General features: G+C 43.7%; 26 protein-coding genes and 3 tRNA genes. 15 read left to right on the top strand and 14 right to left on the bottom strand.

The features are described 5' to 3' along the window. Positions 1–45: 45 nt before the first annotated feature. Genes deoC through AC1DFM_RS25870 form a run of 3 tightly spaced genes read left to right on the top strand, consistent with a single transcriptional unit; the run spans position 46 to position 2,351 of the window. On the top strand, positions 46–720 hold the full coding sequence (deoC, locus tag AC1DFM_RS25860) for a deoxyribose-phosphate aldolase (protein WP_477079668.1): 675 nt from the start codon (positions 46–48) through the stop codon (positions 718–720). Positions 721–751: 31 nt separating this feature from the next. Further along, positions 752–1,192, top strand: a complete 441-nt coding sequence (locus AC1DFM_RS25865; protein WP_477079669.1) for an SPOR domain-containing protein — start codon at positions 752–754, stop codon at positions 1,190–1,192. Further along, positions 1,176–2,351 (top strand): M20 metallopeptidase family protein, encoded by a 1,176-nt coding sequence (locus tag AC1DFM_RS25870; protein WP_477079670.1) that lies wholly within the window; start codon positions 1,176–1,178, stop codon positions 2,349–2,351. The genes AC1DFM_RS25865 and AC1DFM_RS25870 overlap by 17 nt, the downstream gene beginning before the upstream one ends. A 132-nt stretch (positions 2,352–2,483) precedes the next feature. On the opposite strand, the gene AC1DFM_RS25875 is transcribed toward AC1DFM_RS25870, so the two are convergent. The 5 genes from AC1DFM_RS25875 to AC1DFM_RS25895 form a co-directional block, all read right to left on the bottom strand. Then, positions 2,484–3,206, bottom strand: a complete 723-nt coding sequence (locus AC1DFM_RS25875; RefSeq protein ID WP_477079671.1) for a hypothetical protein — start codon at positions 3,204–3,206, stop codon at positions 2,484–2,486. Between the two features lies 1 nt (position 3,207). Continuing rightward, complete coding sequence (locus AC1DFM_RS25880; RefSeq protein WP_477079672.1) at positions 3,208–3,579, bottom strand: GntR family transcriptional regulator; 372 nt, start codon at positions 3,577–3,579, stop codon at positions 3,208–3,210. Between the two features lie 12 nt (positions 3,580–3,591). After that, the gene (locus AC1DFM_RS25885; RefSeq protein WP_477079673.1) at positions 3,592–4,404 is read right to left on the bottom strand and encodes a hypothetical protein; all 813 of its coding nucleotides are present in this window, start codon (positions 4,402–4,404) and stop codon (positions 3,592–3,594) included. Between the two features lie 9 nt (positions 4,405–4,413). Next, positions 4,414–5,247 (bottom strand): ABC transporter ATP-binding protein, encoded by an 834-nt coding sequence (locus tag AC1DFM_RS25890; RefSeq protein WP_477079674.1) that lies wholly within the window; start codon positions 5,245–5,247, stop codon positions 4,414–4,416. Between the two features lie 194 nt (positions 5,248–5,441). Next, positions 5,442–6,722, bottom strand: a complete 1,281-nt coding sequence (locus tag AC1DFM_RS25895) for a serine hydroxymethyltransferase (protein ID WP_477079675.1) — start codon at positions 6,720–6,722, stop codon at positions 5,442–5,444. Positions 6,723–6,952: 230 nt separating this feature from the next. On the opposite strand from AC1DFM_RS25895, the gene AC1DFM_RS25900 reads away from it, so the two are divergent. After that, positions 6,953–7,945 (top strand): sugar phosphate nucleotidyltransferase, encoded by a 993-nt coding sequence (locus tag AC1DFM_RS25900; protein ID WP_477079676.1) that lies wholly within the window; start codon positions 6,953–6,955, stop codon positions 7,943–7,945. A gap of 101 nt (positions 7,946–8,046) precedes the next feature. Next, positions 8,047–8,991: an NAD(P)H-dependent flavin oxidoreductase gene (locus AC1DFM_RS25905; protein WP_477079677.1), complete on the top strand. Its 945-nt coding sequence runs from the start codon at positions 8,047–8,049 to the stop codon at positions 8,989–8,991. A 106-nt stretch (positions 8,992–9,097) separates the two neighbouring features. Here AC1DFM_RS25905 and AC1DFM_RS25910 read toward each other — a convergent pair whose 3' ends face one another. From AC1DFM_RS25910 to AC1DFM_RS25925, 4 genes are all read right to left on the bottom strand, one after another. After that, a complete protein-coding gene (locus tag AC1DFM_RS25910) occupies positions 9,098–10,408 on the bottom strand; it encodes an ABC transporter permease (RefSeq protein WP_477079678.1) in 1,311 nt (436 codons plus the stop codon). Between the two features lie 15 nt (positions 10,409–10,423). Next, complete coding sequence (locus tag AC1DFM_RS25915; protein WP_477079679.1) at positions 10,424–11,368, bottom strand: ABC transporter ATP-binding protein; 945 nt, start codon at positions 11,366–11,368, stop codon at positions 10,424–10,426. A gap of 56 nt (positions 11,369–11,424) precedes the next feature. After that, positions 11,425–12,984 (bottom strand): NAD(P)/FAD-dependent oxidoreductase, encoded by a 1,560-nt coding sequence (locus tag AC1DFM_RS25920; protein ID WP_477079680.1) that lies wholly within the window; start codon positions 12,982–12,984, stop codon positions 11,425–11,427. A 166-nt stretch (positions 12,985–13,150) separates the two neighbouring features. After that, positions 13,151–13,531 (bottom strand): DUF3127 domain-containing protein, encoded by a 381-nt coding sequence (locus tag AC1DFM_RS25925; RefSeq protein ID WP_291920533.1) that lies wholly within the window; start codon positions 13,529–13,531, stop codon positions 13,151–13,153. Positions 13,532–14,084: 553 nt separating this feature from the next. Between AC1DFM_RS25925 and dnaA the strand changes: the two genes are divergently transcribed. The 3 genes from dnaA to AC1DFM_RS25940 all read left to right on the top strand — a co-directional run bounded on the left by dnaA (position 14,085) and on the right by AC1DFM_RS25940 (position 16,870). Then, positions 14,085–15,518 (top strand): chromosomal replication initiator protein DnaA, encoded by a 1,434-nt coding sequence (dnaA, locus tag AC1DFM_RS25930; protein WP_079469646.1) that lies wholly within the window; start codon positions 14,085–14,087, stop codon positions 15,516–15,518. 139 nt (positions 15,519–15,657) lie between these two features. Further along, on the top strand, positions 15,658–16,695 hold the full coding sequence (locus AC1DFM_RS25935; RefSeq protein WP_477079681.1) for a DUF3592 domain-containing protein: 1,038 nt from the start codon (positions 15,658–15,660) through the stop codon (positions 16,693–16,695). 86 nt (positions 16,696–16,781) lie between these two features. After that, a tRNA-Ser gene (locus AC1DFM_RS25940) sits at positions 16,782–16,870 on the top strand. Positions 16,871–16,935: 65 nt separating this feature from the next. Here AC1DFM_RS25940 and AC1DFM_RS25945 read toward each other — a convergent pair. Next, positions 16,936–18,042 (bottom strand): alpha/beta hydrolase family protein, encoded by a 1,107-nt coding sequence (locus AC1DFM_RS25945; RefSeq protein WP_477079682.1) that lies wholly within the window; start codon positions 18,040–18,042, stop codon positions 16,936–16,938. 239 nt (positions 18,043–18,281) lie between these two features. On the opposite strand from AC1DFM_RS25945, the gene AC1DFM_RS25950 reads away from it, so the two are divergent. Both AC1DFM_RS25950 and AC1DFM_RS25955 read left to right on the top strand, forming a co-directional pair. Beyond that, positions 18,282–19,049, top strand: coding sequence for an AraC family transcriptional regulator (locus AC1DFM_RS25950; protein ID WP_477079683.1), 768 nt, complete (start codon positions 18,282–18,284; stop codon positions 19,047–19,049). Positions 19,050–19,088: 39 nt separating this feature from the next. Then, positions 19,089–19,730 carry a hypothetical protein gene (locus AC1DFM_RS25955; protein ID WP_477079684.1) on the top strand — a complete coding sequence of 214 codons (642 nt, stop codon included), beginning with the start codon at positions 19,089–19,091 and terminating at the stop codon, positions 19,728–19,730. Between the two features lie 49 nt (positions 19,731–19,779). Here AC1DFM_RS25955 and AC1DFM_RS25960 read toward each other — a convergent pair whose 3' ends face one another. The 4 genes from AC1DFM_RS25960 to AC1DFM_RS25975 form a co-directional block, all read right to left on the bottom strand. After that, entirely contained in the window at positions 19,780–19,968 is a 189-nt protein-coding gene (locus AC1DFM_RS25960; RefSeq protein ID WP_477079685.1) for a hypothetical protein, read from the bottom strand. 221 nt (positions 19,969–20,189) lie between these two features. Next, the gene (locus AC1DFM_RS25965; protein WP_477079686.1) at positions 20,190–21,059 is read right to left on the bottom strand and encodes an MBL fold metallo-hydrolase; all 870 of its coding nucleotides are present in this window, start codon (positions 21,057–21,059) and stop codon (positions 20,190–20,192) included. Between the two features lie 103 nt (positions 21,060–21,162). Next, positions 21,163–22,524, bottom strand: a complete 1,362-nt coding sequence (gene chrA, locus AC1DFM_RS25970; protein WP_477079687.1) for a chromate efflux transporter — start codon at positions 22,522–22,524, stop codon at positions 21,163–21,165. Positions 22,525–22,897: 373 nt separating this feature from the next. Further along, entirely contained in the window at positions 22,898–23,356 is a 459-nt protein-coding gene (locus tag AC1DFM_RS25975; protein WP_477079688.1) for a DUF1569 domain-containing protein, read from the bottom strand. A gap of 241 nt (positions 23,357–23,597) precedes the next feature. On the opposite strand from AC1DFM_RS25975, the gene AC1DFM_RS25980 reads away from it, so the two are divergent. The 5 genes from AC1DFM_RS25980 (at position 23,598) to AC1DFM_RS26000 (ending at position 25,675) form a co-directional block, all read left to right on the top strand. Beyond that, a complete protein-coding gene (locus AC1DFM_RS25980; RefSeq protein ID WP_477079689.1) occupies positions 23,598–24,005 on the top strand; it encodes a hypothetical protein in 408 nt (135 codons plus the stop codon). A gap of 234 nt (positions 24,006–24,239) precedes the next feature. Beyond that, a tRNA-Pro gene (locus AC1DFM_RS25985) sits at positions 24,240–24,313 on the top strand. 63 nt (positions 24,314–24,376) lie between these two features. Beyond that, complete coding sequence (locus AC1DFM_RS25990; protein ID WP_477079690.1) at positions 24,377–24,625, top strand: GIY-YIG nuclease family protein; 249 nt, start codon at positions 24,377–24,379, stop codon at positions 24,623–24,625. After that, a tRNA-Ser gene (locus AC1DFM_RS25995) sits at positions 24,608–24,679 on the top strand. The genes AC1DFM_RS25990 and AC1DFM_RS25995 overlap by 18 nt, the downstream gene beginning before the upstream one ends. A gap of 348 nt (positions 24,680–25,027) precedes the next feature. Beyond that, entirely contained in the window at positions 25,028–25,675 is a 648-nt protein-coding gene (locus tag AC1DFM_RS26000; RefSeq protein ID WP_477079691.1) for an RNA polymerase sigma factor, read from the top strand. Positions 25,676–25,715: the final 40 nt, after the last annotated feature.

Raw genomic sequence — 25,715 nt, forward strand, 5'->3', positions numbered from 1 at the left:
ACGTAATCCGTTTTGCATTAATTTCGCCCTGTAATCCGTAAATGAATGATGATGGAGATTAACCGCTATATTGACCATACTATATTAAAACCTACCACTACGCTGGAAGATGTAAAGAAATTGTGCATGGAATGCGTAGAGTATGATTTTGCCGCCGCCTGTATACCCCCACTGTACGTGAAACTGGCCAAGCAATTCCTGGGTGCTACCAACACCAAAGTGGCCACCGTAATAGGATTCCCCTTTGGTTATTCCGCTATTGAAGCTAAAGTAGCTGAAACAGTACTGGCCATTGTAGACGGGGCAGACGAACTGGATCTGGTGATCAACATCTCCGCTATCAAAAACAACGACTGGGAATACCTGGAAAAGGAGATCGCCAATATCATGTATATCATCCGGGAGAAGAAAAAAGTAATCAAGATCATTATTGAAAGTGGCATATTATTGGAAGAGGAGATCGTGAAATGCTGCGAGCTATATGCCAAATACGGGGTGGATTTCATGAAAACCTCTACCGGCTATGCAGAAAGAGGCGCTACAGTGGAAGCAGTAAGACTGATGCGGGCCAATTTACCAGCTAACATACAAATAAAAGCTTCGGGTGGTATTCGTACCTTTGTATTCGCCCAGGAGCTGATAGCCGCCGGAGCAACCAGAATAGGAGCCAGTGCCAGTGTGAACATTGTGAAGGAAAGTAAGGACGCAGCGGCGAATTAAGTAATTATTCATAGTTAATTATACAGTATTCATGCAAAAGTTATTCATCCTGGTTTGCTGTCTGTTGGGAAGTAGTTGGGCCATGGCGCAAGACAATGCAACAGCAACCAACGGAAGTGTAAGGGTGGTGAAAGATAGTCGTGTGGATGTGCTGATTAAAAAACAGATCTACATTAACACGCTGGCCATCCGCAACCAGTCCGGTTTCCGGGTACAGGTGATTTCCACCAACAAACGCGGCGATGCCAATGAAGCCAAAGCGAAAGTAATGCAGCTTTATGGCGACTATCGTACCTATCTCGATTACCAGGCCCCCTATTTTAAAGTGCGCGTAGGCGATTTTAAAACCCGTGAAGAAGCAGCTGAATTACGGGACAAATTATCTGACCTGTTTTCAGGTGGTGTATTTGTAGTACCTGCCATTATCAACGTGCCACTGGATAAAGAATTATCGAATGAAGAATCGAATTAAAGAACTGGCGAAGGCATATGCACCGGAATTTACTGCTATCAGGCGGCATTTACATGCACATCCGGAGCTATCCTTCCAGGAATTTGAAACCGCTGCTTACATACAGCAGCAGCTAACGGCCTATGGTGTTCCTTTTCAGGGAGGTGTTGCCGGTACCGGCATTATTGCCCTGATTGAAGGAAAGAACCCTGCTTCCAAAGTAATCGCGCTCCGTGCCGATATGGATGCACTGCCTATTACGGAAGCCAATGAAGTCATTTACAAATCCACTAACCCGGGCGTAATGCACGCCTGCGGTCACGATGTACATACTTCCTGTGTATTGGGCGCTACCAAAATATTAAATGAACTGAAAGATCAGTTTGAAGGAACTATCAAAGTATTGTTTCAGCCGGGAGAGGAAAAACATCCCGGTGGCGCCAGCATCATGATTGAAGAAGGCGCCCTCGAAAATCCACGACCAGACGCTATCCTGGGTATGCACGTGCATCCTACGCTGGAAGCGGGTAAGCTGGGTTTCCGGGAAGGCAAATACATGGCTAGTGCAGATGAAATATATATCACGATCAAAGGAAAAGGCGGCCACGCAGCGCAGCCACATCTTACTGTAGATACCATCCTGGTGGCGTCTCAGCTGGTAGTGAGCCTGCAACAAATTATTTCCCGTAACAACAATCCTTTCTCTCCTTCTGTATTATCTATCTGTGCTTTCAACGGCGGATTTACTACTAACGTAATTCCAAGCGAAGTAAAGCTGATGGGTACTTTCCGGGCAATGGATGAAACCTGGCGCTTCAAAGCACATGAGTTGATCCGTAAGCAGGCCATTGGTATTGCAGAAGCGATGGGGGCTGAAATAGACATTGAAATACTGGTGGGCTACCCTACGCTGTATAACAATGAAGAAGTGACCCGCAAGGCACGTCATTTCGCTACAGAATACCTGGACGCGGAACATGTAGGAGATACTGAAATCAGAATGGGCGCAGAAGATTTTGCTTTTTATTCACAGGTAATACCTGCCTGCTTTTTCAGATTAGGTACCGGCAATGTAGCCAGGGGAATTACTTCCGGTGTACATACCCCTACTTTTGATATTGATGAACATGCAATAGAAGTAGGAATGGGCGCTATGGCTTATTTGGCGACGCAGTTTTAAGATACTACGTATATAGAAAAAGCTCCGATGAAAATCGGAGCTTTTTTATTTTTTGAAGAAAAGAAGGCTGATTAGAAAATAAGCCCTTACTATATCGATAGAAATTATTGCTTAGAGCGTGTGTCACGCTTGTTAATGTATTTGTTTAATGTTGTTGATAGCACCGCCATACACCGCCAGTTCTCTTAGGCTATCTACTTTAATATCAGCTACTTTGTACTTGATATCATCCATCCGGAGCGTTCCTTTTTTTCCCATTGTTATCTTTAAGCTATCCAGTGTAGAGCCTCCGCTTAGGGAGAAGTCATTTTCAAGCTCGCCGGTATATATGAGAGCGTTTATCTGACAATTGTAAAGATTAGCGCCTGCTTTAGGGCCGGCGGAAATCTGCAGTCGCGGTAGTTTGAATTCAAATATGGATACATGGCAATAGTTGTTCTGAATAGCACTTAATGACGGACAGGTAAGGGTAATGTCTCCTTGTTCACTCAGGTTGATGAACAAGGTATCTCCTGACTGCCGGCTAGTTACCGGGGTGTAATGTTCCAGCGTATATACGTCTCCGTGTCGGATGGTGACATTATTAATGCTTCGTGTCTCCGTGTTGCCGTTACCGTAGTCTTCTGTTTTTGTAGTCGCTAAATCCTGCTGCCCGTTTATAAACACTACTGTTTGAAACGGTTGCAGTGTTTCCTTTTTATAATTAGGATCAGGTTCATCATACCGGTGCTTATTGTATTGTTCCTCGTTGGTAACGCCTTTACTATAATTCACTCTCAACGTGATGGCAGAAAATACCATCAAAAACACGAGTATGCCAGTAAAACCGATCATTAATTTTTTACTCGTTTTCATATCAGTTGAAATTAGTTTTTTTGAATTTCTCATAATGAGGTTTCAGTTCATCAACGCTGAGATCCAGCAAATACAGGTTGCGGAAGAAGCTGGGCAGTTCATTACTGATGAATGCATCTTTTTTAGCCTGCCTGATTTTTTTAAGTGCATCAGGACTGATGAAGTAGCCGATACCTCTTTTATTGTAAATGATTTCCTGTTGCTGTAGCAGCTCGAAGGTGCGCATCACAGTATTGGGATTTACTTCCAGTGATACTGCGAGTTCCCTTACAGAAGGGATGCGCTCCTCTGGTTGCCACTTATGAAGGAGTACCTGTTCGCAGACATAATCCGCGATTTGTACGTATATGGCTTGTGTTTCTTTGAATTCCATCTCACAAAAATTTTATATTTCCTGGTCTTTCAACCTGAAATAGGCTAATGTCCAAAATACGGGTGCTAATATAAACCGGACAATAAAGAGATATGTATCTGACAACCAGCGCGGAATAACATAGGTGGTAGTATGCCAGCTGACAGGCCCTCCTTCCAGTTTGGCGACCATGAAAAACGGTACGGATCTTTTCCAGAATTCCCCTTGCCAGCCAAAGAGTACTGTAACCAGTATACAATTAATCACATATAGCCCAAACAGAAAGATGAATATGCAGAGCAGCGTTTTAATGAAACTATATTTATGAAAACAGGTAGCGCCAAAGAGGAAAATGGATTGCAATACAAAGTACGCGTAGTAGAAATAGGCTTTTTCGTCCGGGTCACTGAGGAATTGATAATCTCTCCGTATGGGGCGGTCTATCATAGCCATTTGTACCTTTTCAAAGATATTAATAGCCAGGTAGCAACTTATATGGTAAAATACGAAGAAGCCAATAGTGCTGATAAGAAATGTAGTAAGGAATTTTTCGAATTGAGAGGCCGGGAGCAGTAGATAATCCATTCCTTTTTCTTTATGAGCCAGTTCATTAAAAGATCTGCTGGTAAACAGCAGGCCGCCGGCAAACAAGCCTATATAGTAAAACGGAACGATATTGCTGGTTTGAAAAATCTCGGTATGCGCGAGGGGCATTAGTATGCCAAATGCAGCGGCTAATCCGAGTACCGCTAAGGTCCCCATCAGGTAAAACCGGAGTTGATCTGCTAAATGCTTCTGCAGGTAAAGCTGCATGCGCTGTAAATTGAAAACGTTATTTGCTTGCATGAGATATAATTAGTTGAATATTTCCTGGATAGGTTGCTGATTAGTCAATACCGCGTTGAACAAGAGTTCCATGTCGATTTTGCTTTGTTCGTTACCGGTGTTTTTAGTGATAATAGTATGGCCGCGGAGGCTACTGTCGGCAAACAATACACCGGAGGTTTCTTCCATACGGCTCACTGTTTTGAAGCTCAGTTTATCCGTTACCGTTTGTACATCTTCCCGGAAAATAATTTTATGACCATCTATGATCACAATACTATCAATCAGGTTGTCGAGGTCGCGAACCTGGTGGGTGGAGATGACAATGCATTTATCTTCTGTAACAGCGGCTGCAATTACTTTACGGAACTGGCTTTTGGAGGGGATGTCCAGGCCATTGGTGGGTTCGTCCATGATCAGTACTTTGGTGTTGGTAGCCAATGCAAAGCTGATCAGCACTTTTTTCTTTTGTCCGTACGACATCTCCGTTAATTGTTGTTCACGGGGAATTTCAAACTCTTTCAGGTAGCGGAAAAAGGCGGCCTCGTCGAAGTTGGGATAAAACGGACCGTAGAGGTTCACATATTTTTTCACGCTCACTTTAGGCAGGTAGAATTCTTCCGGTACCAGGAACAATTCGCGGAGAAAGGCCGGTTGTCTTTTGGCGGCGGTATAGCCCATTACCTCGCAGGTGCCTCCATCGGGGAATAGCAGGCCGGCTATTTGCTTCAGCAGGGTAGATTTACCTGCCCCGTTTTTTCCAAGCAAACCATAGATGTGGCCTGCTTCCAGGGTGAGTTGCAGGTTCTCAAACAGTGGCTTGTTTTTCCGATAGCTGAATGACAGGGATTGGATGTTAATCATATCTCGTGATTTAGTGTACTACTTAACTAGTACACTGTAAAGATAATAGAGATTTTAATATTTCAAAGAATTTTTTTGGGAGATAAAAGATTAATCAGCTAAAGGCATAAAGCAGAAAGCAAAAAGCAAAAAGCCATTGCCGCGAGTGATATACGCGACAATGGCTTTTTGCTTTCTGCTTTATACTTTCGCCTCTATCCCAGTTCAGGATACAGGGTAAACTGTTTCATGAAGGTATTTACTTCACCTCTGATGCTGGTGATGAGTGCTTCGTTATCAGCATCCATCAGCAGTTGATCGATCCAGTCAACGATCTGGCCCATATGGCCTTCCTGCAGGCCACGGGTAGTGATAGCAGGTACGCCCACGCGGATACCGGAAGTAACGAAGGCAGATTTATCGTCGAAAGGCACCATGTTTTTATTAACAGTGATATCGGCTTTAACGAGTGTTTGTTCTGCTTTTTTACCGGAGATATTTTTGTTGCGGAGGTCAATCAGCATCAGGTGGTTATCGGTACCACCGGAGATGATTTCGTAGCCTTTACCTACCAGGCTTTTCGCCATCGCCTGTGCATTTTTCAGGATTTGGTTGGCGTAAACGGTATAGTCGTCAGATAATATTTCGAAGAAAGACACTGCTTTAGCGGCAATGATATGTTCGAGCGGACCACCCTGGATACCTGGGAATACAGCGGTATCAATGAGGGAGCTCATCATGCGGGTTTCGCCTTTTGGTGTTTTCAGACCAAATGGATTTTCGAAATCGGCGCCCATCATGATCATACCACCGCGAGGTCCACGCAATGTTTTGTGAGTAGTAGTAGTAACGAAATGGCAATGTGCAAATGGAGAGTTCAGCAAACCTTTGGCGATCAAACCTGCAGGGTGTGCAATATCAGCCATTACAAAGGCGCCTACTGAGTCAGCAATCTCGCGGATACGTTTGTAGTCCCAGTCGCGGCTGTAAGCAGATGCACCACACACGATCAACTTTGGTTTTTCGCGTTGTGCCACTTCTTCCATCTTATCATATTCTATCAGGCCGGTTTCTTTGTTAACACCGTAGAAATGAGGTTGGTAGAGCTTTCCGGAGTAGTTTACAGCAGAACCATGGGTTAAGTGACCGCCCATGCTCAGATCCAGTCCGAGGATTTTATCGCCCGGTTGGAGAATAGCCAGCATTACTGCGGCATTGGCTTGTGCGCCGGAGTGAGGTTGTACGTTTACGTAAGCAGCACCAAATATTTGTTTAGCCCTGTCTATTGCCAGTTGCTCGCTTTGGTCTACAATTTCACAGCCTGCATAATATCTTTTGCCAGGATAGCCCTCGGCATATTTATTTGTCATCACCTGCCCCATTGCCTGCATTACCTGGTAGCTGGTGAAGTTTTCAGATGCGATTAATTCAATGCCATGGCGCTGACGCTCCAATTCCTGGCCAATTAAATCAAATATTTGCTGGTCTCTTTGCATGTTGCCCAAATTTTTGGGCAAAATTAAATGAAAGGAGGATGAATTGCAAGCGGAAAGCAGAAAGGATAAAGCAAAAAGCTATCAGAGCGAAGATAATAGGTAATATTTGACTGGTTAATCGCTTCAATCATCCGCTACAATGGCTTTTTGCTTTCGCCTTTATGCTTTCCGCTAAATATAGTATTTTCGCACATTCGAGTGCAATAGTAACATCCTAACTACAACAAATAATGAAGGCAATCATACCCGTGGCTGGGGCAGGCACCAAGCTTCGTCCACATACATATACACAGCCTAAAGCATTAATACCTTTAGCCGGCAGAACCATTCTTAGTATCATTATTGATCAGCTGAGGGATGCAGGTATCACCGAGTTTGTATTTGTGGTTGGTTACCTGGGCGAAAAGATCCAGCATTATGTGGAGAAGAAATACCCACAACTGACCTGTCACTTTGTACAACAAAACAGCCGCGAAGGCACCGGACACGCATTATCACTTACCCGCGATATAGTAGGCAACGACGAAATACTGATTGTATTAGGCGATACCATTTGTGAATGTGATTTCAAAGAAATAATAGCCTCCCCGTATTCTATGCTGGGGCTTAAGAAAGTAGATGATCCGCGTAATTTCGGCGTGGCAGAACTGGATGAACATGGTAAAATTACCCGCGTGGTGGAAAAACCGCAGATTCCTAAGTCAAACCTTGCACTGGTAGGCCTTTACAAAATCAAAGAAACTACGCAACTATACGATTGCCTGCAAAGCAATATCGATAATAAGGTCAAATCACATGATGAGTTCCAGCTCACAGATGCGCTGGAATGCATGATTGAGCATGGCGTTCAGTTTAATTCCTTTAAAGTATCTAACTGGTTTGACTGCGGTCGTAAAGATACCCTGCTGGAAACCAACGCTATCTTGCTGAAGAAGTATAAACTGGCTAATAATCCTGTATTACCGTACGAAAATACGATCATCATTCCCCCGGTGAGTATAGGGGAAGGCTGTAATATTAAAAACGCTATTATAGGCCCTAATGTGGCCATTGGCGACAACACCGTGATCAACTACTCTATTGTGAAGGATTCCATTATTGGCTCCTTCAGTAACCTGTATGAAGTAGTACTGAAGTCCTCCCTGATTGGTAGCGATGCCAATATCCGGGGACTGAGTCAAAGCCTGAATATTGGCGATAATACTGAAATAGATTTAGGATAAGCTAAAAGCATAAAGCGTAAAGCAAAAAGCTATTGTCACGAGTAACATCCGCGACAATAGCTTTTTGCTTTACGCTTTTAGCTTTTAAGTATATTCGCTTCATGAGTAATCGTATCTCTTCTTTATTCAATATTCAATACCCGTTGATCCAGGCAGGAATGATCTGGGCCAGCGGTTGGCGTTTAGCCAGCGCTGTTAGTAATGCCGGCGGTCTGGGGCTGATCGGTGCTGGGAGCATGTATCCGGATGTATTGCGGGAGCATATACAGCAATGTAAAAAAGCTACGAGTAAGCCTTTTGGCGTGAATGTACCTTTGCTATATCCTGATATAGAACAGCTGATAAATATTATTTTGGAAGAAGGGGTACAAGTGGTGTTTACTTCTGCCGGCAATCCCAAAACGTGGACGCCGGTATTGAAAGCCGCCGGCGTAAAAGTGGTACATGTGGTATCCAGTGCCGCTTTTGCCTTGAAAAGTGAAGCGGCCGGCGTAGATGCCGTAGTGGCTGAAGGCTTCGAGGCAGGTGGCCACAATGGCCGCGAAGAAACCACCACCATGGTATTGATTCCATCTGTTTGCGAACAGGTGAAAATTCCGGTAATAGCCGCAGGCGGTATTGCTACCGGAAAGGCTATGGCAGCTGCTTTTGCGCTGGGCGCCTCCGGAGTACAGATAGGCAGCCGTTTTGTAGCTACCCCTGAAGCATCTTCCCATATAAATTTTAAACAAGCGGTGATCAACGCAAAAGAAGGGGATACCATGCTCAGTTTAAAGAAACTGACCCCCGTGCGTTTAATCAAAAATCATTTCTATCAGGCCATCAAGGCTGCAGAAGATAACGGCGCCGATGCCGAAGCGCTGAAAACCCTGCTGGGACGGGCCCGTGCAAAAACCGGTATGTTTGAAGGCAATCTGGAAGAAGGAGAACTGGAAATAGGCCAGGTAAGTGCGCTGATACATGAAATAAAACCTGCTGCACTGGTAGTTGAAGAAATCTGGACCGAGTACAGGGAAACGATACAGCGGTTAGCAACCAGCCTTTAGCTTTTAGCAGTTAGCTTTTAGCAAAATGCAGCGGAGATATATGGGAATAATCCTCATCATCTTCGCTGCATTTTGCTAAAAGCTAAAAGCTAACTGCTAATCGCTATCACGGCTTTCTCACCACCCACTTCATGGCCTCTTTCAGCGTAATTTTTTTACCATACATCAGGATGCCTGTACGATATATTCTGCCGGCTGCCCAGGTAGTACCAATAAAGCCCCCTATCAGGCATAATAACGACAGTGCCAGTTGCCAGTAAGGTACCGTGCCGGGCACGCCGTATGGCAGGCGGGCCATCATCACCATTGGTGAGGTAAAAGGAATAATACTACCCCATACTGCCAGCGCACTATCCGGATCACGCACCGCTTTCATCATGATCATAATACCAATGATAATGGGCACCGTAATAGGAATGGTTAATTGTTGGATATCGCTGGCATCTTCATTGGCTAAACTGCCAACGGCTGCATACAACGAGGAGTAGAACAGGTAGCCACCCAGGAAATATAAGAAGAAGCAGGGAATGAGCAGGCCCCATGAAATGCTGCCTACCAGTTCCCGGATTTTATGAATCATCTCTATCTGATCAGCATGACTGACCTGCGCCATTGCGCCACTACCCTGTGAGGCAGCCTGCACGCTTTCCGGAGAAAAGAACAACGGTATCAATGAATATATGGCTGTGATGAGGATGCCCCAGATGCAGAACTGCAGCAGGCCAACGGCGGCAATGCCAATGATTTTACCCATCATAAGCTGAAAGGGTTTTACACTGGATATCATCACTTCCGCAATACGGCTTACTTTTTCTTCCATCACCCCACGCATGACGGAGGTACCAAATAATAACAGCACAATGTAGATGATAAACCCACTGGCATAACCCACCCCATAAGCAACCCAGGAGCTGCCTTTCTTTTCATCGCGTCCGTTTTTGAAGGTCACTTCCACATCGGAGCGGATACCATCCATTTTAGACTGGTCAATTCCCTGTAGCTCCAGCCGCTTCTTTTCAATGACATCGTTGATGTCTTTGTTGATGCTGCTTTCCATGGTAACACTGGCGCCGCTGCTATAGTATTCGAATCCTGAAGGGCGGCTGATGTCAAACTTTGGAATGTAGAGCAGACCTTGATAGCCCTGGTCTTCGTAGTGCTGTTTGAGGCTATCGATGTTTTGATGAGACAGGTACTTGTAATAGGAGCCTTTGGAGTCAGGGAACTTATTATCAAATAAGCCACTATCGTCTATTACCGCAATGCGCTTGTGTTCTGATGACGAAGTAGCCAGCAGGATGGGTACAATGATCATTGCCGCAAAGGCAAGTGGTACCAGTAGTGTAGTAACGAGGAAAGATTTTTTACGAACGCGGGTAAAAAATTCCCGCTTTATAATGAGCCAGATTTTTTCCATAAATGTATAGTGTAATCAGATGAGTGGGGCCGCCGCCAGGTTAGCATTGGCTGCTTCAGTTTGCTCTACCTGGGTGATAAATACCTCGTTGATGGAGGGCAGCATTTCTTCGAAATAAGTTACCGGGATATCCTGGCGGATGAAATGCAGTAGAATATCGTTGGTGGTGCTGTCTGCATTCATTTTTACGGTAAACGCTTTATCATGTGTTTCCACAATATTGAAGTGCCAGGTAGCCATTTGCGCCGGGTTAGGCATGGTACCCAAACCTATTTTGAAGAGTCCCTGTTTGAAGTCCTGTTGTATTTGTTGTACACCGCCATCCAGTATTTTATGCCCTTTGTTGATGAGCATGATATGATCACAGATCTCTTCTACCTGTTCCATACGGTGGGTAGAAAAGATGATGGTAGTACCTTGTTTGCTGAGCTGAAAAATTTCCTGTTTGATCAGGTTGGAGTTGATAGGGTCAAGTCCGGAAAACGGTTCATCGAGTATCAGCAGTTTAGGGTCATGCAGGATGGTGGAAATGAACTGTACTTTTTGCTGCATGCCTTTACTGAGTTCGTCTACCTTCTTATGGTACCAGGAGTTGATATCGAACTTATCGAACCAGTATTTGATTTTTTGAGTGGCCTCTTTTTTGGAGAGGCCTTTTAGCTGGGCGAGATAGAGGGTTTGTTCCCCTACCATCATCTTTTTATAAAGTCCTCTTTCTTCGGGCATATAACCGATGTAATGCACATCGCTTTCAGGGTTAAACTTTTTACCATTGAAAAGTATTTCGCCTTCATCGGGATAGAAGATGCCGGTAATCATGCGTAGTAGCGTGGTTTTGCCGGCGCCGTTGGGGCCCAGTAGTCCGAAGATGCTGCCTTGCTGTATATCAAAGCTTACATCATCTACTGCCTTATGGGTTTGATAATGTTTTTTCAGGTGTTTGACTTCGAGTAAGTTCATGGTGAAAAATTAATGATTAATCGGCAATAAATAATCATCAATGTTTACCTGCTTCCTTATCGCAGTTTATCTGCAATGATGGCGGCTACGCGTTCTCCATCCATTGCAGCGGAAACAATGCCACCGGCATATCCGGCGCCTTCTGCGCAGGGATACAGTCCGGCTACCTGTGGGTGTTCGAGCGTATCATTATCGCGGGGAATGCGTACCGGGGAAGAAGTGCGCGATTCGGTGGCTACCAGTACCGCGTTTTCTGTATAGTATCCTTTCATTTTGCGGCCAAATGCTTTGAAGGCGCCAGCCAGGCGTTGGTGTACTACTTTAGGTAATACGCTGCGCAAGTCGGCGCTTTGGAGGCCTGGCACATAGGAGCAGTCGGGCAACGAAGCGGATACTTTTTTGCTGACGAAGTCGGTCATCCTTTGTGCGGGAGCTACGAAGTTGCCACCACCGGCAATATAGGCCTGTTTTTCTACGGCTTGCTGGAAGTACATGGCGGCCAATGGGCCGTGTTTGGCGAAGGGTGCGAAGTCGGATTCGTCTACGGTCACCACCATGCCGGAATTAGCGAAGGGGTTGTTGCGTTTGGAAGGCGACCATCCATTTACCACCAGTTCGCCGGGATCAGTAGCGGCGGGTGCAATGATACCTCCGGGGCACATGCAGAAAGAGAACACACCGCGACCATCTACCTGTTCTACCAGGCTATAGCTGGCGGGTGGCAGGAATTCGCCGCGTGTAGGGCAGTGATATTGGGCGCTGTCGATCAGCTCTTGCGGATGTTCTACCCGTACGCCGAGGGCGAAGGGTTTGGCTTCCAGTAAAATACCCTGTTGGTGCAGCATGATAAAAATATCGCGGGCAGAGTGGCCGGTAGCGAGGATGAGTTGTTTGCCTTCGAAGTATTGTCCGGAGGCGGTTTGTACGCCGGTAACGGCGCCATCTTTTATTTGTATAGATGATACTTTTTGTTCAAAGTGTACTTCTCCGCCACTGTTGATAATTTGCTCACGCATAGCGGTGATGATATGCGGGAGTTTGTTGGTACCAATATGTGGGTGCGCATCGATCATGATTTTTTCTTCTGCGCCGAAGTGAACAAAAATATTGAGTATGCGGTTAATATCGCCACGCTTATTGGAGCGGGTATATAGTTTACCATCGGAGTAAGTGCCGGCGCCACCTTCGCCGAAGCAGTAGTTGGAGTTGGGGTTTACGATACCGGTTTTATTGAGTGCGGCGAGGTCTCTGCGTCTGGCGCGTACATCTTTGCCTCGTTCAATAATGATGGGTTTCAGGCCAGCTTCTATGAGTCGTAATGCAGCAAAGAGTCCTGCGGGACCTGCGCCGGCGATTAGTACCCTTGGAGCATTGGCCGGGAGAGAAGGATATACCGGATGGGTATGTTGGCGTTCGGCAAAGGGTTCGTTTACAAATACCTGTATGGTAAGTACAAAGAATGCTTGTCTGGAACGGGCGTCTATAGAGCGTTTCAGCAGATTGAAACCGGTAATATCAGTGGGTTTTACACTCAGTGCAGCAGCGGCGTGCTGTATGATATGTGTATGAGAGGCGGCATCAGCCGGCAGTAATTTAAGAGACAGTTGTTGTATCATGCTAACGGTTAGGTGTTTATCCTAAAACTGTGGCAAAGATAAGGAAAAGCTGAAAGCATAAAGCGAAAAGCACAAAGCTATTGAAGCGAATGTCCGTAGCGTATATATTTTCGCAACAGTCATTCGCTTCAATAGCTTTGTGCTTTTCGCTTTATGCTTTCAGCCTTTAGAACGGAAGATCGTCTCCACCGTCGCCAGCAGGCATTTGTGGTGCGTTGTAGTTAGGCATTGGGTCTGCGCCTGGAGCAGGTGCTGCCATTACAGATTCCATACGCCATGCGTCCAGGTTGGTGATGTAATTTACTTTACCATCTTTTTCCCATCTGGTGCCTTTGATATTGAAATAAACTTTAACGTTTTCACCTTCATTGAACCGGTCAACAATACCAGTGCGGTCTTGCACCGACTGAAACTTAATGTAGTTATTGATAACACGGCCATTGATGTCATCGGACTTCTCTATAACGAACTCTCTTGTTTTAAAAGTTTCGCTACGTTGTACCGTGTTGTACTTCACAATCAGCTTTCCGGTAATTTCAAAACTCATAGAAAAATTATTTTAAATTCAGAAGGGTCAAAGATAAGGTATTCGACTTAGTGCGGGCAAATATTTTTTATTAACCCAGTGCGCGCGGGTATAAAAAAATAGTTTCATAATAACTATTGCTGAATTCATTTTTTTTAATGGAGATACTAACATAGTTTTGCACCCTCTCCGGAAAAAGTGTGAATATCTCACACTTCACCAGTGAACGATTTTTTTCAGAAGATGGGATACAATATTATTTTATCAATTATATATCCATATTTATGATAAAAAGGAGAATGAGGAAGATAAATGTACTGTTAATCAATGGGGTTCATAGTATTGAAAACCGTGTCACGTCAGGGTTGTAAAGCCACGGCAGTATTGGAACGAGGGGTTTGGGTACTCTGTAATCAGGAGAATATAAACAAGGGTAGATAAATTTTTTTTTTCAACATTTTCTACAGATATTCGTCGTCCTGTCTGAAAATTTTTCAACATCCTGCGTTGAGGAATTTCGAATTCGAGAACTAAGCATCCTTAATTAAGAAACAATCTAATTTTTTTTATCTCAATGAATAAAACTTGCGAACAAGTTTGGGAAAAGTGTCTTAATATAATTAGGGATATAGTAGAATGGCAGCCGTTTAAGACATGGTTTGAACCTATTAAACCCATTAAACTTGAAAACAATGTTTTAACCATCCAGGTCCCCAGCCAATTCTTTTATGAATACCTTGAGGAGCATTATGTGGGATTGTTAGGAAAAACTATTAAAAGAGAATTAGGTAAAGAAGCCAGGTTGGAGTATCGCATTGTAGTCGAGAACGGTACGCCACATCAGCATCCCAGAACAGTAAACATGCCCACGCAGTTTACAAAACCTCAGAAAGACAATGAAGTAGATTTTCCTTTAACGATTCACAACCCGGTTAAGAACCCCTTTGTTATTCCGGGTATTAAAAGAGTACAGATTGACTCACAGCTCAATCCAAATTATACCTTTGACGCGTATGTAGAAGGTGACAGTAATCGGGTAGCAAGACGCGCAGGGAAAACCGTGGCTGAAAAGCCAGGTGGTACGTCTTTTAATCCACTGGTAATATATGGTGGCGTAGGATTGGGGAAAACCCATCTGGCGCAGGCTGTAGGCAATGATGTAAAACGTATACATCCGAATAAAGCGGTGTTATATGTTAGTGCAGAGAAATTTATTAACCAGTTTATAGATCACTCAAAGAATAATATCATCAACGACTTTATTCACTTCTACCAATTGATAGATGTGTTGATTGTAGATGATATTCAATTTTTTGCACGTGCAGAGAAAACGCAGGATGCGTTCTTTGCGATCTTCAACCATTTGCACCAGTCTGGTAAGCAGTTGATCTTAACGTCTGATAAGGCGCCTAAAGATCTGGATGGTGTACAGGAAAGATTGTTGAGCCGCTTCCGTTGGGGCCTTAGCGCAGACATTCAGATTCCGGATTTTGAAACGAGGATGGAAATCCTTGAAATGAAAATGCGGAACGATGGACTGGAAATGCCCAAAGAAGTAGTGAAATATGTAGCCTATAATATTCAAACGAATGTACGTGAACTGGAAGGCGCATTAATTTCCTTGCTGGCACAATCTTCACTGAACCGCAAAGAAATAGACCTGGAGTTGGCGAAGCGTGTATTGAAATCTTTTGTGAAAACATCTTCCAAAGAAATTACCATCGAGAGTATACAGAAAATGGTATGTGAATACTTTGATGTACCATATGATAAGTTGCTGCAGAAAACACGTAAACGTGAAATTGTGCAAGCCAGACAGATTACCATGTATCTCGCTAAATCATTTACTAAAAATTCACTCAAAACTATTGGTGAACATTTTGGTGGTCGTGATCATACTACAGTGATTCATAGTTGTCAGACCGTGAAGGATCTGATGGATACCGATAATAACTTCCGTGACAGCGTCATTGAATTGCAACAGAAAGTACAACTGGCTGCAATGTAAGACCAGCAATAACCCTGATAACCTATTTAAAAAAGCTCCGTAATCATTGCGGAGCTTTTTTTATTTCTTCCAAAAAAATAAATTAATACTATTTTATATGTAAAAAAATATTACTATTATTACAGTATATAACCCACACATGATTACAAGAATTATTTGGGGCCTATTACTGTTAGCAAGCCTCTACTATTTTAATATTCAAATAGGCGTTCCCACGTACTATCATTCGGAGATTATTCTACCCTTGATTGCCGGTGTATTGGCTGCCATTTGTTTATTACAGGCCATCTGCGGATTTCGCAGCATCAGTGATTTAAGTCCTTATGAAGATGAAAGAGACTGGCGGCATCCCTTGATTAAATTCACACCACTGGCAGCTATTTTCTTTGGTATCATTTGCTATGTCGTGGGCGGCTATCGGGTAGATCATCTGCTGGAAACGCAAGGAGTGAATGCATGGGGCCAAATACAGGATGGTGTTAGTATTACAGGCGGCCGAAATCCAACCAGTGCCCTCACCGTCAGATTTACTACAAAAGACGGGCAGGATATTTCACAGGGTATTACAGTTGATCCCGGTGAGTTTAATCGTCGGTATCGTGGACAGGAAGTAATGGTGCGCTATTATCCCGGAGATCCCAGTATCTGCAGGATGGTAAAGGATAATGCCACTACTTTGGGAGATACCGGTGAGAAAAGCAGGAGGCTTGAAATAAGTGATCTTGAAAAGCTGTTGACAGAAGTCACCAACGAAGATTCTGTTGGCGCCCGTTTGAACCGGATCAATTCCCGCTGGACTAAAGATAAGCACAGTGAATCCAATTTAATCACCTGGAATAATCAGGCAAATCTCTGGTCAGTTACCGTGAAACCGGGCGTATTAGTGTCGGTTGTAATGCCGCTGGAGGAACTGGGGAATGGGAATCCTTTTGAAAATGCGATGTATAAAAAGGTACCAGACTTTAAAGATCCCGATTCAATGAACCTGGAAAATGGGGGGCATCCGGGTGAATTATATGAAAGCAACCAATATGCTTTATTCGTTAAAACAGCGCGCCTATATAACGATAACACGCGGAACAAAGATGCGCAAAAGGAGGAAGACGAAGATGTCATCGTTAAAGCTTTCGGGATGGAAGGCAAGTTGGGTGTACGGGTGATACTGCGCGCCAAGTAATGGTTTCAACTTTTTTTATAAAAAGATGAAAAACTTTTGGTGAATATAAAACTTTGTTTATTTTTGCAACCCCTAACGGGGAATACGGAGAGATGCCTGAGTGGCCGAAAGGAACGGTTTGCTAAACCGTCATACGGGTTAAACTGTATCGAGGGTTCGAATCCCTCTCTCTCCGCAGAACAGAAAAGCCGCATATAATTATGCGGCTTTTCTGTTTTTAGCCATATATGTTTATCAACATCATTTCAAATTCCTTTTAAAAAAGTCAGTGACAAGACTGTCTACTTTTAAATGTACCTGATGCCTGTTTACAGAAGGATCATCTACAAAGGGAATCGGGGCTTCTTTCTTTAGTTCGTCATCTGCTTCGCCTAACATTACATAATGCCCCACTTTACCACCAAACTCATAATAACCGGCACCTTTGATGAGCTGATGATATACCCTCGCATTGCTTTTAACAGGTGCCATGCTATCTGCCAATGAGCCGGTAATAAAAACAGGTCCATGAACATTTTTAAACTGCTGTTTACGGATAAACCCCGGCCCTGTGCCCGGAGATAAGGCGAAGAAGGCACTGATGCGACTATCTTTTAAATTGGGAACGTGTTTAGTGGCTGCAAGTAAGGTACTGTCGTACAACAAGCGGCCCAACCCCGGGTATTCGGGAAACTCCACCTCCCGGCGGCCTATGGTGCGATAATAATGTATCAAAAAAGGATAATCAACTACCCCCCCTGCCAAAGCGATGACGGTATAACCTCCAAATGAAAAACCCAATGCGCCGATTCTTTGTGCATCTATCACGGTACTAAAATCCTTTTCTTTTAGCAGTTGAGTAAGCGCAAAGCTAATATCCTGGGGCCTTTCCCAGCCTTTCATAAATTCAGCCGGAATTTTATTATCGCTCGTATTGCCCCAGTGATCCACCGCAGCTACCACAAAGCCGGATTGAACCAAATTTTGTGCTAACCATTCCAATGAATGCCTGTTTCCACCAGTACCATGTGAAACCATAATAAGCGGGTACTTACCCGTTGGCAAACTTCCATCACGCACCGTGTAGTTGCGCAAAAAAGGGATATATTTTTTATCACTTACTTTAAGTGTATCTATTGTTGGATACCATACCTCCGTCACTATAGGCCGGTTACGTTTTTCATCTTTAAAATGAAAAGTACGCTGACCAATGTTATAGGACGGTGCTTTCTGCGCAAAAACACCCAGATGAATGAATAGTAATAGCATGGTGAGCATCTTCCTATGCATCGTCCTGCAATAATTCAGGGTTGATGCTATGGAGATCTTTCGCAACCCGGCCATCATATGGTATTCGTTGCTTTTCATGGTTGTTTGGGTTTAAATTTTGTCAGGGTTATTCTACTTCAAGAAACGGGAATCCATTCTTAAATTTAAGGAATTGCGCAGTTTAATTTATTAAGATTTACAACAAACTTAAAACGCCTGTTCTCCTGATTCAGCGGCTTTGCAATTTAGCTCTCAATATCAATGCAATAGATGCTTGTTGGATCTGCCTGAATCATGTAACTTTATTAAGGTGTCTTTTAAATGTACATCGGCATTGCATGGAACAGCCCCTATTATTTTTCTCAACCGGATACTTTATATATATAGGTCGTGCTTTAGATACCGTCGTGCACGAGCATCACGCGCTACAAATTGCTATCAGTTTCGAAGATAAAATAGACATCATCTCATCTAATTCAATGCTGAAACAGCAGGCGGTGATCATCGCCTCCGATGAGCCACATGAATGCAGAACCCACAGCAATACTTTTCTACTGATCAATATAGACCCGGAATGTAAAATAGGTAGAGGTCTTAAGAAGGCTTACCTGGCCGATAAACAGATCGCGGCATTACCTGAAGCAACTGTGGAGGTATTATTGAAAGAAGTAAAACCACTATTAGCGGATAACACTGCTGTTGACCGTATTTTTAATATTACGCTCCAATTCCTCTGGGAACTTTCAAATACAGTGGGTAATGAGGATATGGATGACCGGATCGCCAGGGTATTGGAAGTGCTTAAGCAGCCGGGAAAGATACCACTAAAGATCAGTCATTTGTCCGCTATTGTCTATCTTTCTCCCAGTCGTCTTATTCACTTATTTACAACGCAGGTAGGTATTCCAATCAGGAAATACATCCTGTGGGTCAGGATTTTAACAGCACTACAGTACATCTTTAACGCCAGGGGGATCACAGATGCGGCCCTCGAAGCCGGTTTCTCCGATGCTCCGCATTTCAACCGGACATTTAAAAGAATGTTTGGGCTGGCACCTTCATTCTTATTGAAGAATAGCCAAATCGTACAAGCTTATGTAAAGTAGCTGTAAGACCTTTGCATAAGTAAATCCAAATGCTATTTTATGTATGCAATTAACCATGCAGCAACAGCTTTGTTGTTAAAGAAAAAGGAGCCTAAACTACCATTACTGCCGCTGTTGATCGCCGTGCAATTGGTGGAAGTATTATGGGTGCTTTTTAACTACCTGGGATGGGAACATTTCTCCATTTCCGCCGGCCACATTCATCTCGACTACCTGCCTTATTCACATTCCATTTTTTCGGGAGTGGTAGCGGCGGCCCTTTCATTTTGTGTGATTAACTGGGGATATCACAATAGAAAGCTTGCAGTGGCCTTTGCTATTGGTGTKGTGTCGCATGTTATCATTGACCTGATTTTCCATGAAAAGGATATTCAGTTATCGCCTTTCTCCGCCACACCTGTTGTAGGATTTGGTATTATCGATTACCCCATTCTTAATTTCATCATTGAATTTGCGTATGGCATATTCTGCTGGTGGTATTTTAAAGGAAGCAAGGCATTGCTTTGGGTAATTATTGTGTTCAACGTAATTGATCTGCCGATCATGTTGGCACATGGCGATGCGCTGACTCCTTTTATACATTATCCATTTCTTTTGCCAACAGTGATATTATTTCAGATACTTATTACGTGGTATTTTGTGTATCGTTATGCTGGTTCGAAAGGGAAGTCAGTTGAATAAAAAAAGGATGGCCTAGGCCATCCTTTTTTATATTTTGAAATATAAATACTTATTGTGCACGTTTAACAATACTATTAAGTTCAGCCATGAAGTTTTCAGCATCCTTTTGAGAACGGATTACCTGGGCTAAGCCATCAACACGAACTGATTTAGATGGTGCAGGTTTAGGAGCATTGTCCTGATTGCTCTGGGCAAATTTCTTATACTGCTCTATTTTCTGTTGAATGTTTTGATTCATAAAACAAAAGGATGATGACCAAAATAGGTGTATATAGATAGAGGTAACGTTTCTTCTACCTGATTATTCTATCATGTACAAAATATACACATGATGAAACGAATTGGTACCGTAAAAAATGGAGTCAATCTTAAATTAATTCGAACCTGGTCGTCAGGAAAAATAAAAGCCTTCAAATTTTTCGATTTGAAGGCTTTTATTTTTATCATTTTGATACGCTATCACAACACCACTACTTTTCCCGCCGCAACAATCCTTAATTTCTTTGCATAGGCCGTACTATCCAATGTTTGTTGAAGTTTCGTAATCGGCTCAATATACATAGAGAAGGTAGAATGATGCACTGGTGCAATCAGGTCAGGATGCAGGGTTTCTATAATTTTCAAACAATCCGTTGAGTTTAATCCGCGGCGCCCAATTTTACCGTCGGAGCCTACGGCGCCCATGTCGGGGATAAACAGGTTGATTTTGCCGTAACGCGTATATTGTTGCATGTCATCAAACCAAACGGTATCTCCCGTCCAGTATATCCGATATACTTTATGGTTGACGGTATATTCAATGATGTAACCATTCCCTTTTCCTAATGCTGTTTTTAATGGATCATCTTTGGCGTGCATGGCTTCTACTGCTATGATTCGCAGGGTTTCATTGCCTTTTTTAAATTCTGTGCTATCGCCCCAGTTAAGCCCTGTCAGGTGGGTAAAGCCCCAGCCTTGTATGGTGGAGGCATCGGCTCCGGGAGCTACTACCGACAGTTGTTTATTCAGTGCGTTTCTTGCCTCCTGGTCAAAATGATCCGCATGTGGGTGGCTTACCAGGAGTACGTCTATATGAGCAGTATCAAATGCTGCAGGTGCAATATACCGTTGAATATATGCATTGGTAGCGCCGGTAGACGGATGCTTTTTAATCATAAATGCAGAATCTCCCTTGGCACTGAACATGGGGTCTGTTAGTATTTTAAAGCTTCCCAGTTGCAATACGTAGGTGGGGCCGCCTATCCATTGAAACGTTTTTTTGTGCTGAGCGTTCGCGGATGCTGCGAATAAGATACCAAGGATAAGCAGGTGGATTTTTAAGGATTTCATGTTGCTATTCTTTTATTGTTTCATTTGACGATACAAAGCTATTATGTAAACAGCATCCTAAACATGGACAAAAACGGATATTGCATGGATGAATCCATTATGGTCATTGCAAGACATAATGCACCCAGCCATACGCCATACTTAACCCGATCAGGTATAAAATATTTACCTGCCATCGTAGTATCAGCACCAATGAAACAATAATCCATATCAGCGCCATGTAATCAAGGTTGTTGATATGGATACCCTGTGGGAATAATGCATCTTTCCCAAGGTAAATAGTAAGATGCAGGATAACCCCTACTACGGCGGCGGTAATGAAGCTCAGGGTGTTCTCAATTAAGGCATTCCCATGAGTTTTTTCAATGAGTGGGGCACCGATGAAAATCAGCCCAAAGCAAGGGAGGAATGTAAACCACGTGGTAGCTAATAATCCAATGGTGCCCATCCATAAGGAGCCGTTGAAATGGTTGTAGCCTGCCATAAAGCCTACATATGACAGCACGATGATCAATGGGCCCGGAGTGGTTTCTGCCAGTGCAAATCCATCCATCATTTGTAGTTTACTGAGCCAGTTTAATTTGGTGACGGTAAACTGCGCTACATATGGTAACACCGTGTAGGAGCCGCCCACGGTCACAAAGGCCGTTTGCGTGAAAAAGAGGCTCAGCTGTTTCCAGAAAGTAAAATCCGGGAGTAGTAAAAAGAATAACAGAAATGGGAGTAGCCAGAGAATGATGCCTACCGCCAGTATTTGAACGATCGTTTTTATAGTGAATTGATTACTTACCTGCGCCGTTTTTTGATCCAGTACGTAGCTACTTTCAACTGCATGCTGTACTTGTCCGGTAGCAGGTTGCAGGGCCCGTGGATAGATGACTTTACAGCAGATAGCAAATATAATCACCCCTCCTATGATAGCGAGCAGGGAGATGTTGAAGAAGAAGATGCACACAAAGGCGATAGCTGCCAGGAAATAATGCAGGGGGCTATGCAATGCTTTCTTTGCTATTTTATACATCGCTACTATGATGAGTGCAATCACGGCGGGTTTCAATCCCGCAAACAGTGCTGTTACCCAAGGGATGTTCCCAAACAGCACATAAGTAATGCTTAATCCCAGCAGGATAAACATGGATGGTAATACAAACAATATCCCTGCTGCCAGTCCTCCCCGTTTTCCGTGTAACAGCCAGCCGATATAGATGGAGAGCTGCTGGGCTTCCGGACCCGGTAACAACATACAATGATTGAGTGCATGCAGGAATTTGGTGTTGCTGATCCATTGCTTTTTGTCTACGAGGTAGTCGTGCATAATGGCAATATGTCCTGCTGTGCCACCGAAGCTGATCCAACCTAATTTGAACCAGAATTTCAAAGCTGTTTTAAACCCCGGATGTGTGTTAGTAGTTCCTTCCATAATTAATAATGTCTGCTCCGTTGCTTTGCAAATCGTTATGGGCATAGCAGTGCCTGACTGATTATGTTGGATAATCAGTTTTCATCATAGCTGTGCAAAGCGGGGGAAATATGTGGCGATAAAAGCCGGTGAATATTTTTCAGACGCAACAACCGGTTGTCTGAATACCTGCATTGTTGATAATGTAAAGATAGTTTGAAAATGCGGTGTGTGCAAGGTTTTTGACGCCTTTTTTGATGCTAAATGAGGCTAATTTTGCGACGAAAAACAGTGTTCTTAATCGAGGGGCTGTGAGGGTGTTTTTGATTGGCGGAAATCGGCTGTATTTCGCTTTTTGTAAAATGATTTTGTGCCGTATTGGGATGATGAKGCAGTGTACGGCAATGTTATTTGTCGTACGCTGCCTGAAAATGACTGATTACACCCCAAATTGTGTTAAGTGGTGGTCCAGGTGTTTATAAAACATATTATTCCATTCGTTTTTATTTAAAACCCCAAAGGAGTGAGAGGGTAGCTGATCAAAATGTGCTTCGCCCAATTGCTGTGTTTTCCGGATATAATCAGTCAGTCGTTGCTTTTCGGGTTCAAAGTTGCGGCTGTCAGTTATCAGAAAATCTTTGCCGGTAGGTCCGTTGTGTTTGTACGGCACTTCGTTGGTGACCAACTTTTTGACGAATGCCTTCATGAGAAGCTTTGCGAAAAAATTCGGTGCAGGATGTTTGTTTTCATACACCAGTTCGTAGGTGACATTGCAATGCGCCAGCATTTGTGCTACATTCATTTTGMCCCAGTTAGGAGTAGATTGAGGCGTTAGTTGATTAATACGTTGAATGACGTTGTTTGAAACGGCTTCGGTAAAGATGTTTGGTAAAGGCATGACATTATGTTTGTTTAATTAAGTTGTAGGAATAACCAGTTTGCCACACATGACGTTTGAGATGCTTAAAGATGGACAGCGTACCTTAAATAAGCCTAAGGTAGCGAAAATATGGCTATGCTGAAAGTCTGGCTGAACAAGCATCTATTGCCTTTTAAGGATATTTTAAGCTGCTATTAACCCAGTTTCGGAGCGCTGGCAGGAAAATTGGTTTATCCTTCTTACAAAACAATAAACACACATGAAAAAGTTAATTACTGCAATTGCTATCCTGCTGGCGGTATCTCCGGCTTTCGCACAAACTGCTACTCCAAAACAAACGCCAGCTACAAAGCAAGTCACTGCTGCTACGCCGGCCGCGACCCCGAAAGCATTGCCTGCTCCTGAAAAGCGTGCCATTGCTTATACAGATGAGCTCAAAGCAAAGCTTCACCTTACGGATGATCAATACCAGAAAGTATTGGCGGTAAATACAGAGTGTATCAAACGTAAAGATGCCCTGAAAGCCAGCGGACAAAAAGGCGGACCTGGTGGCAAAGAAATATCTACTTACCGCAAACAGCAGTATCAGACCATTCTCACACCAGATCAGCTGACCCAGCTGAAAGCGATGAATGCACAGAACAATTCTAAAAAGAGCGCAGAATAAGGATATTCACCCCCTGAAGTTAAAGAGGGAGCAGTTCACTGCTCCCTCTTTTGCGTATTTATTGTCGGCTGGAAATGCTTTGTGCTGGCTGGATTTTGCGTGTTTTTCCTTTTTTAGGAAAAAAAATTTGTTTTTATGTGAAACAATTTCCTACATTTGCACTCCGCAATTGAAGCAAAGGAACACCACAAGGGTTACTGCTAAAGCAACAAAAGCGGATTTAAGAAGGGATTTCGGGGCGTAGCGTAGCCCGGTATCGCGCCTGCTTTGGGAGCAGGAGGTCGCAGGTTCGAATCCTGCCGCCCCGACTTAAGAAAGAAGCCTACTTGGAAACGAGTAGGCTTTTTTGTTTTTGGTAGAATTAGTTTGTTATGCCCCACTATGTTTATATCCTTCAAAGCGATAGCACTGCGCGCTATTATGCAGGCGAAACCGCCGATGTGTCTGCGCGGTTAAATAAGCACAATTCGAAATCAACAACAAGTACCCGTCATGGAGTGCCTTGGCGGGTTATTCACGTAATTCCATGTGAAAGCCGGTCAGATGCGCTTCATTTGGAGAAACAAATAAAGAAACGGGGCATATCACGTTGGCTATTTGACCATGGCGTAGCGTTATGATATCGCGTACCGCTGGAAGCGGCAAGGTCGCAGGTTCGAATCCTGCCGCCCCGACTTAAGAAAGAAGCCTACTTGGAAACGAGTAGGCTTTTTTGTTTTTGGTAAGTTATATTGTAGCGTTTTTGATATCGCGTACCGCTGGAAGCGGCAAGGTCGCAGGTTTGCATGCTGCTGCCCCGACCTGACAGGACAAATGAAATTTATTCTCGTTTGTCCTGTTTTTAGTTTCGATGAAACCTTGTTCAGGATGTAAATGTTGCACAAAAAAACACGCTGCACAATTTAGCGTCTTACCAATTAAACGAGCCAATCAAAAGCATAAGCATAAGCTTGCAACTAGCCCTTAACGTTAGCGTAACATGGATGGATTAATTTTGTACCAGCTCAATTTAATTTATATTCATGGCTGTTGACCGTGTCGTGCCCAAACATTCCGAACCCAGTGATGAAACATTGCTGGAACGGATGCGTATGGGGGAAATGCCTGCATTCAACACTCTTTTTGAACGGCACAGCCGTCGGGGGGTGGAATTGGCTGCAACTATAGCAGACGATCATTTTACAGCCGAAGAAATTGTATCGGACGTTTTTTTTAGCTTTTGGGTAAGAAGGCAGGAACTTCCGCCCATTTCCCTGTTTCAATCATATTTGTTCACCGCCATTCGCTATCGGGCGAAAACAGCCGCCCAATTCAGGAAAGCGGGGACAAAGATCGTTTCGCTGGATAATTATGAAACCCCGCCTCAGGATTCACCCGTAGACCCCTTCCAGCAACTACATGCCACAGAACTGGCTGAAGCGTTGCATGGCCTTATTGAACGGCTCCCTGCCCAACGTAAGCTTATCTTTAAACTCAGCCGCATTGACGGACTTTCCTACAAAGCTATTGCTGAGGTCTTACATATATCGGAAAGCACGGTAAAGAACCAATTGGCAACAGCAATTAAAACACTACGAAACGACCTTTCCGTTTACCCTCCTTCCCTTTTCAATGCTGCTATGGCTATCCTTCTCACTTTTCCGGCAGACTATTATTTTTCCTGCATTTAATATTATGGTAACATTGGCCAATAGGCCATTTATCCTGTAA

It is taken from the genome of Chitinophaga sp. 05T412 (genome assembly GCF_056396465.1).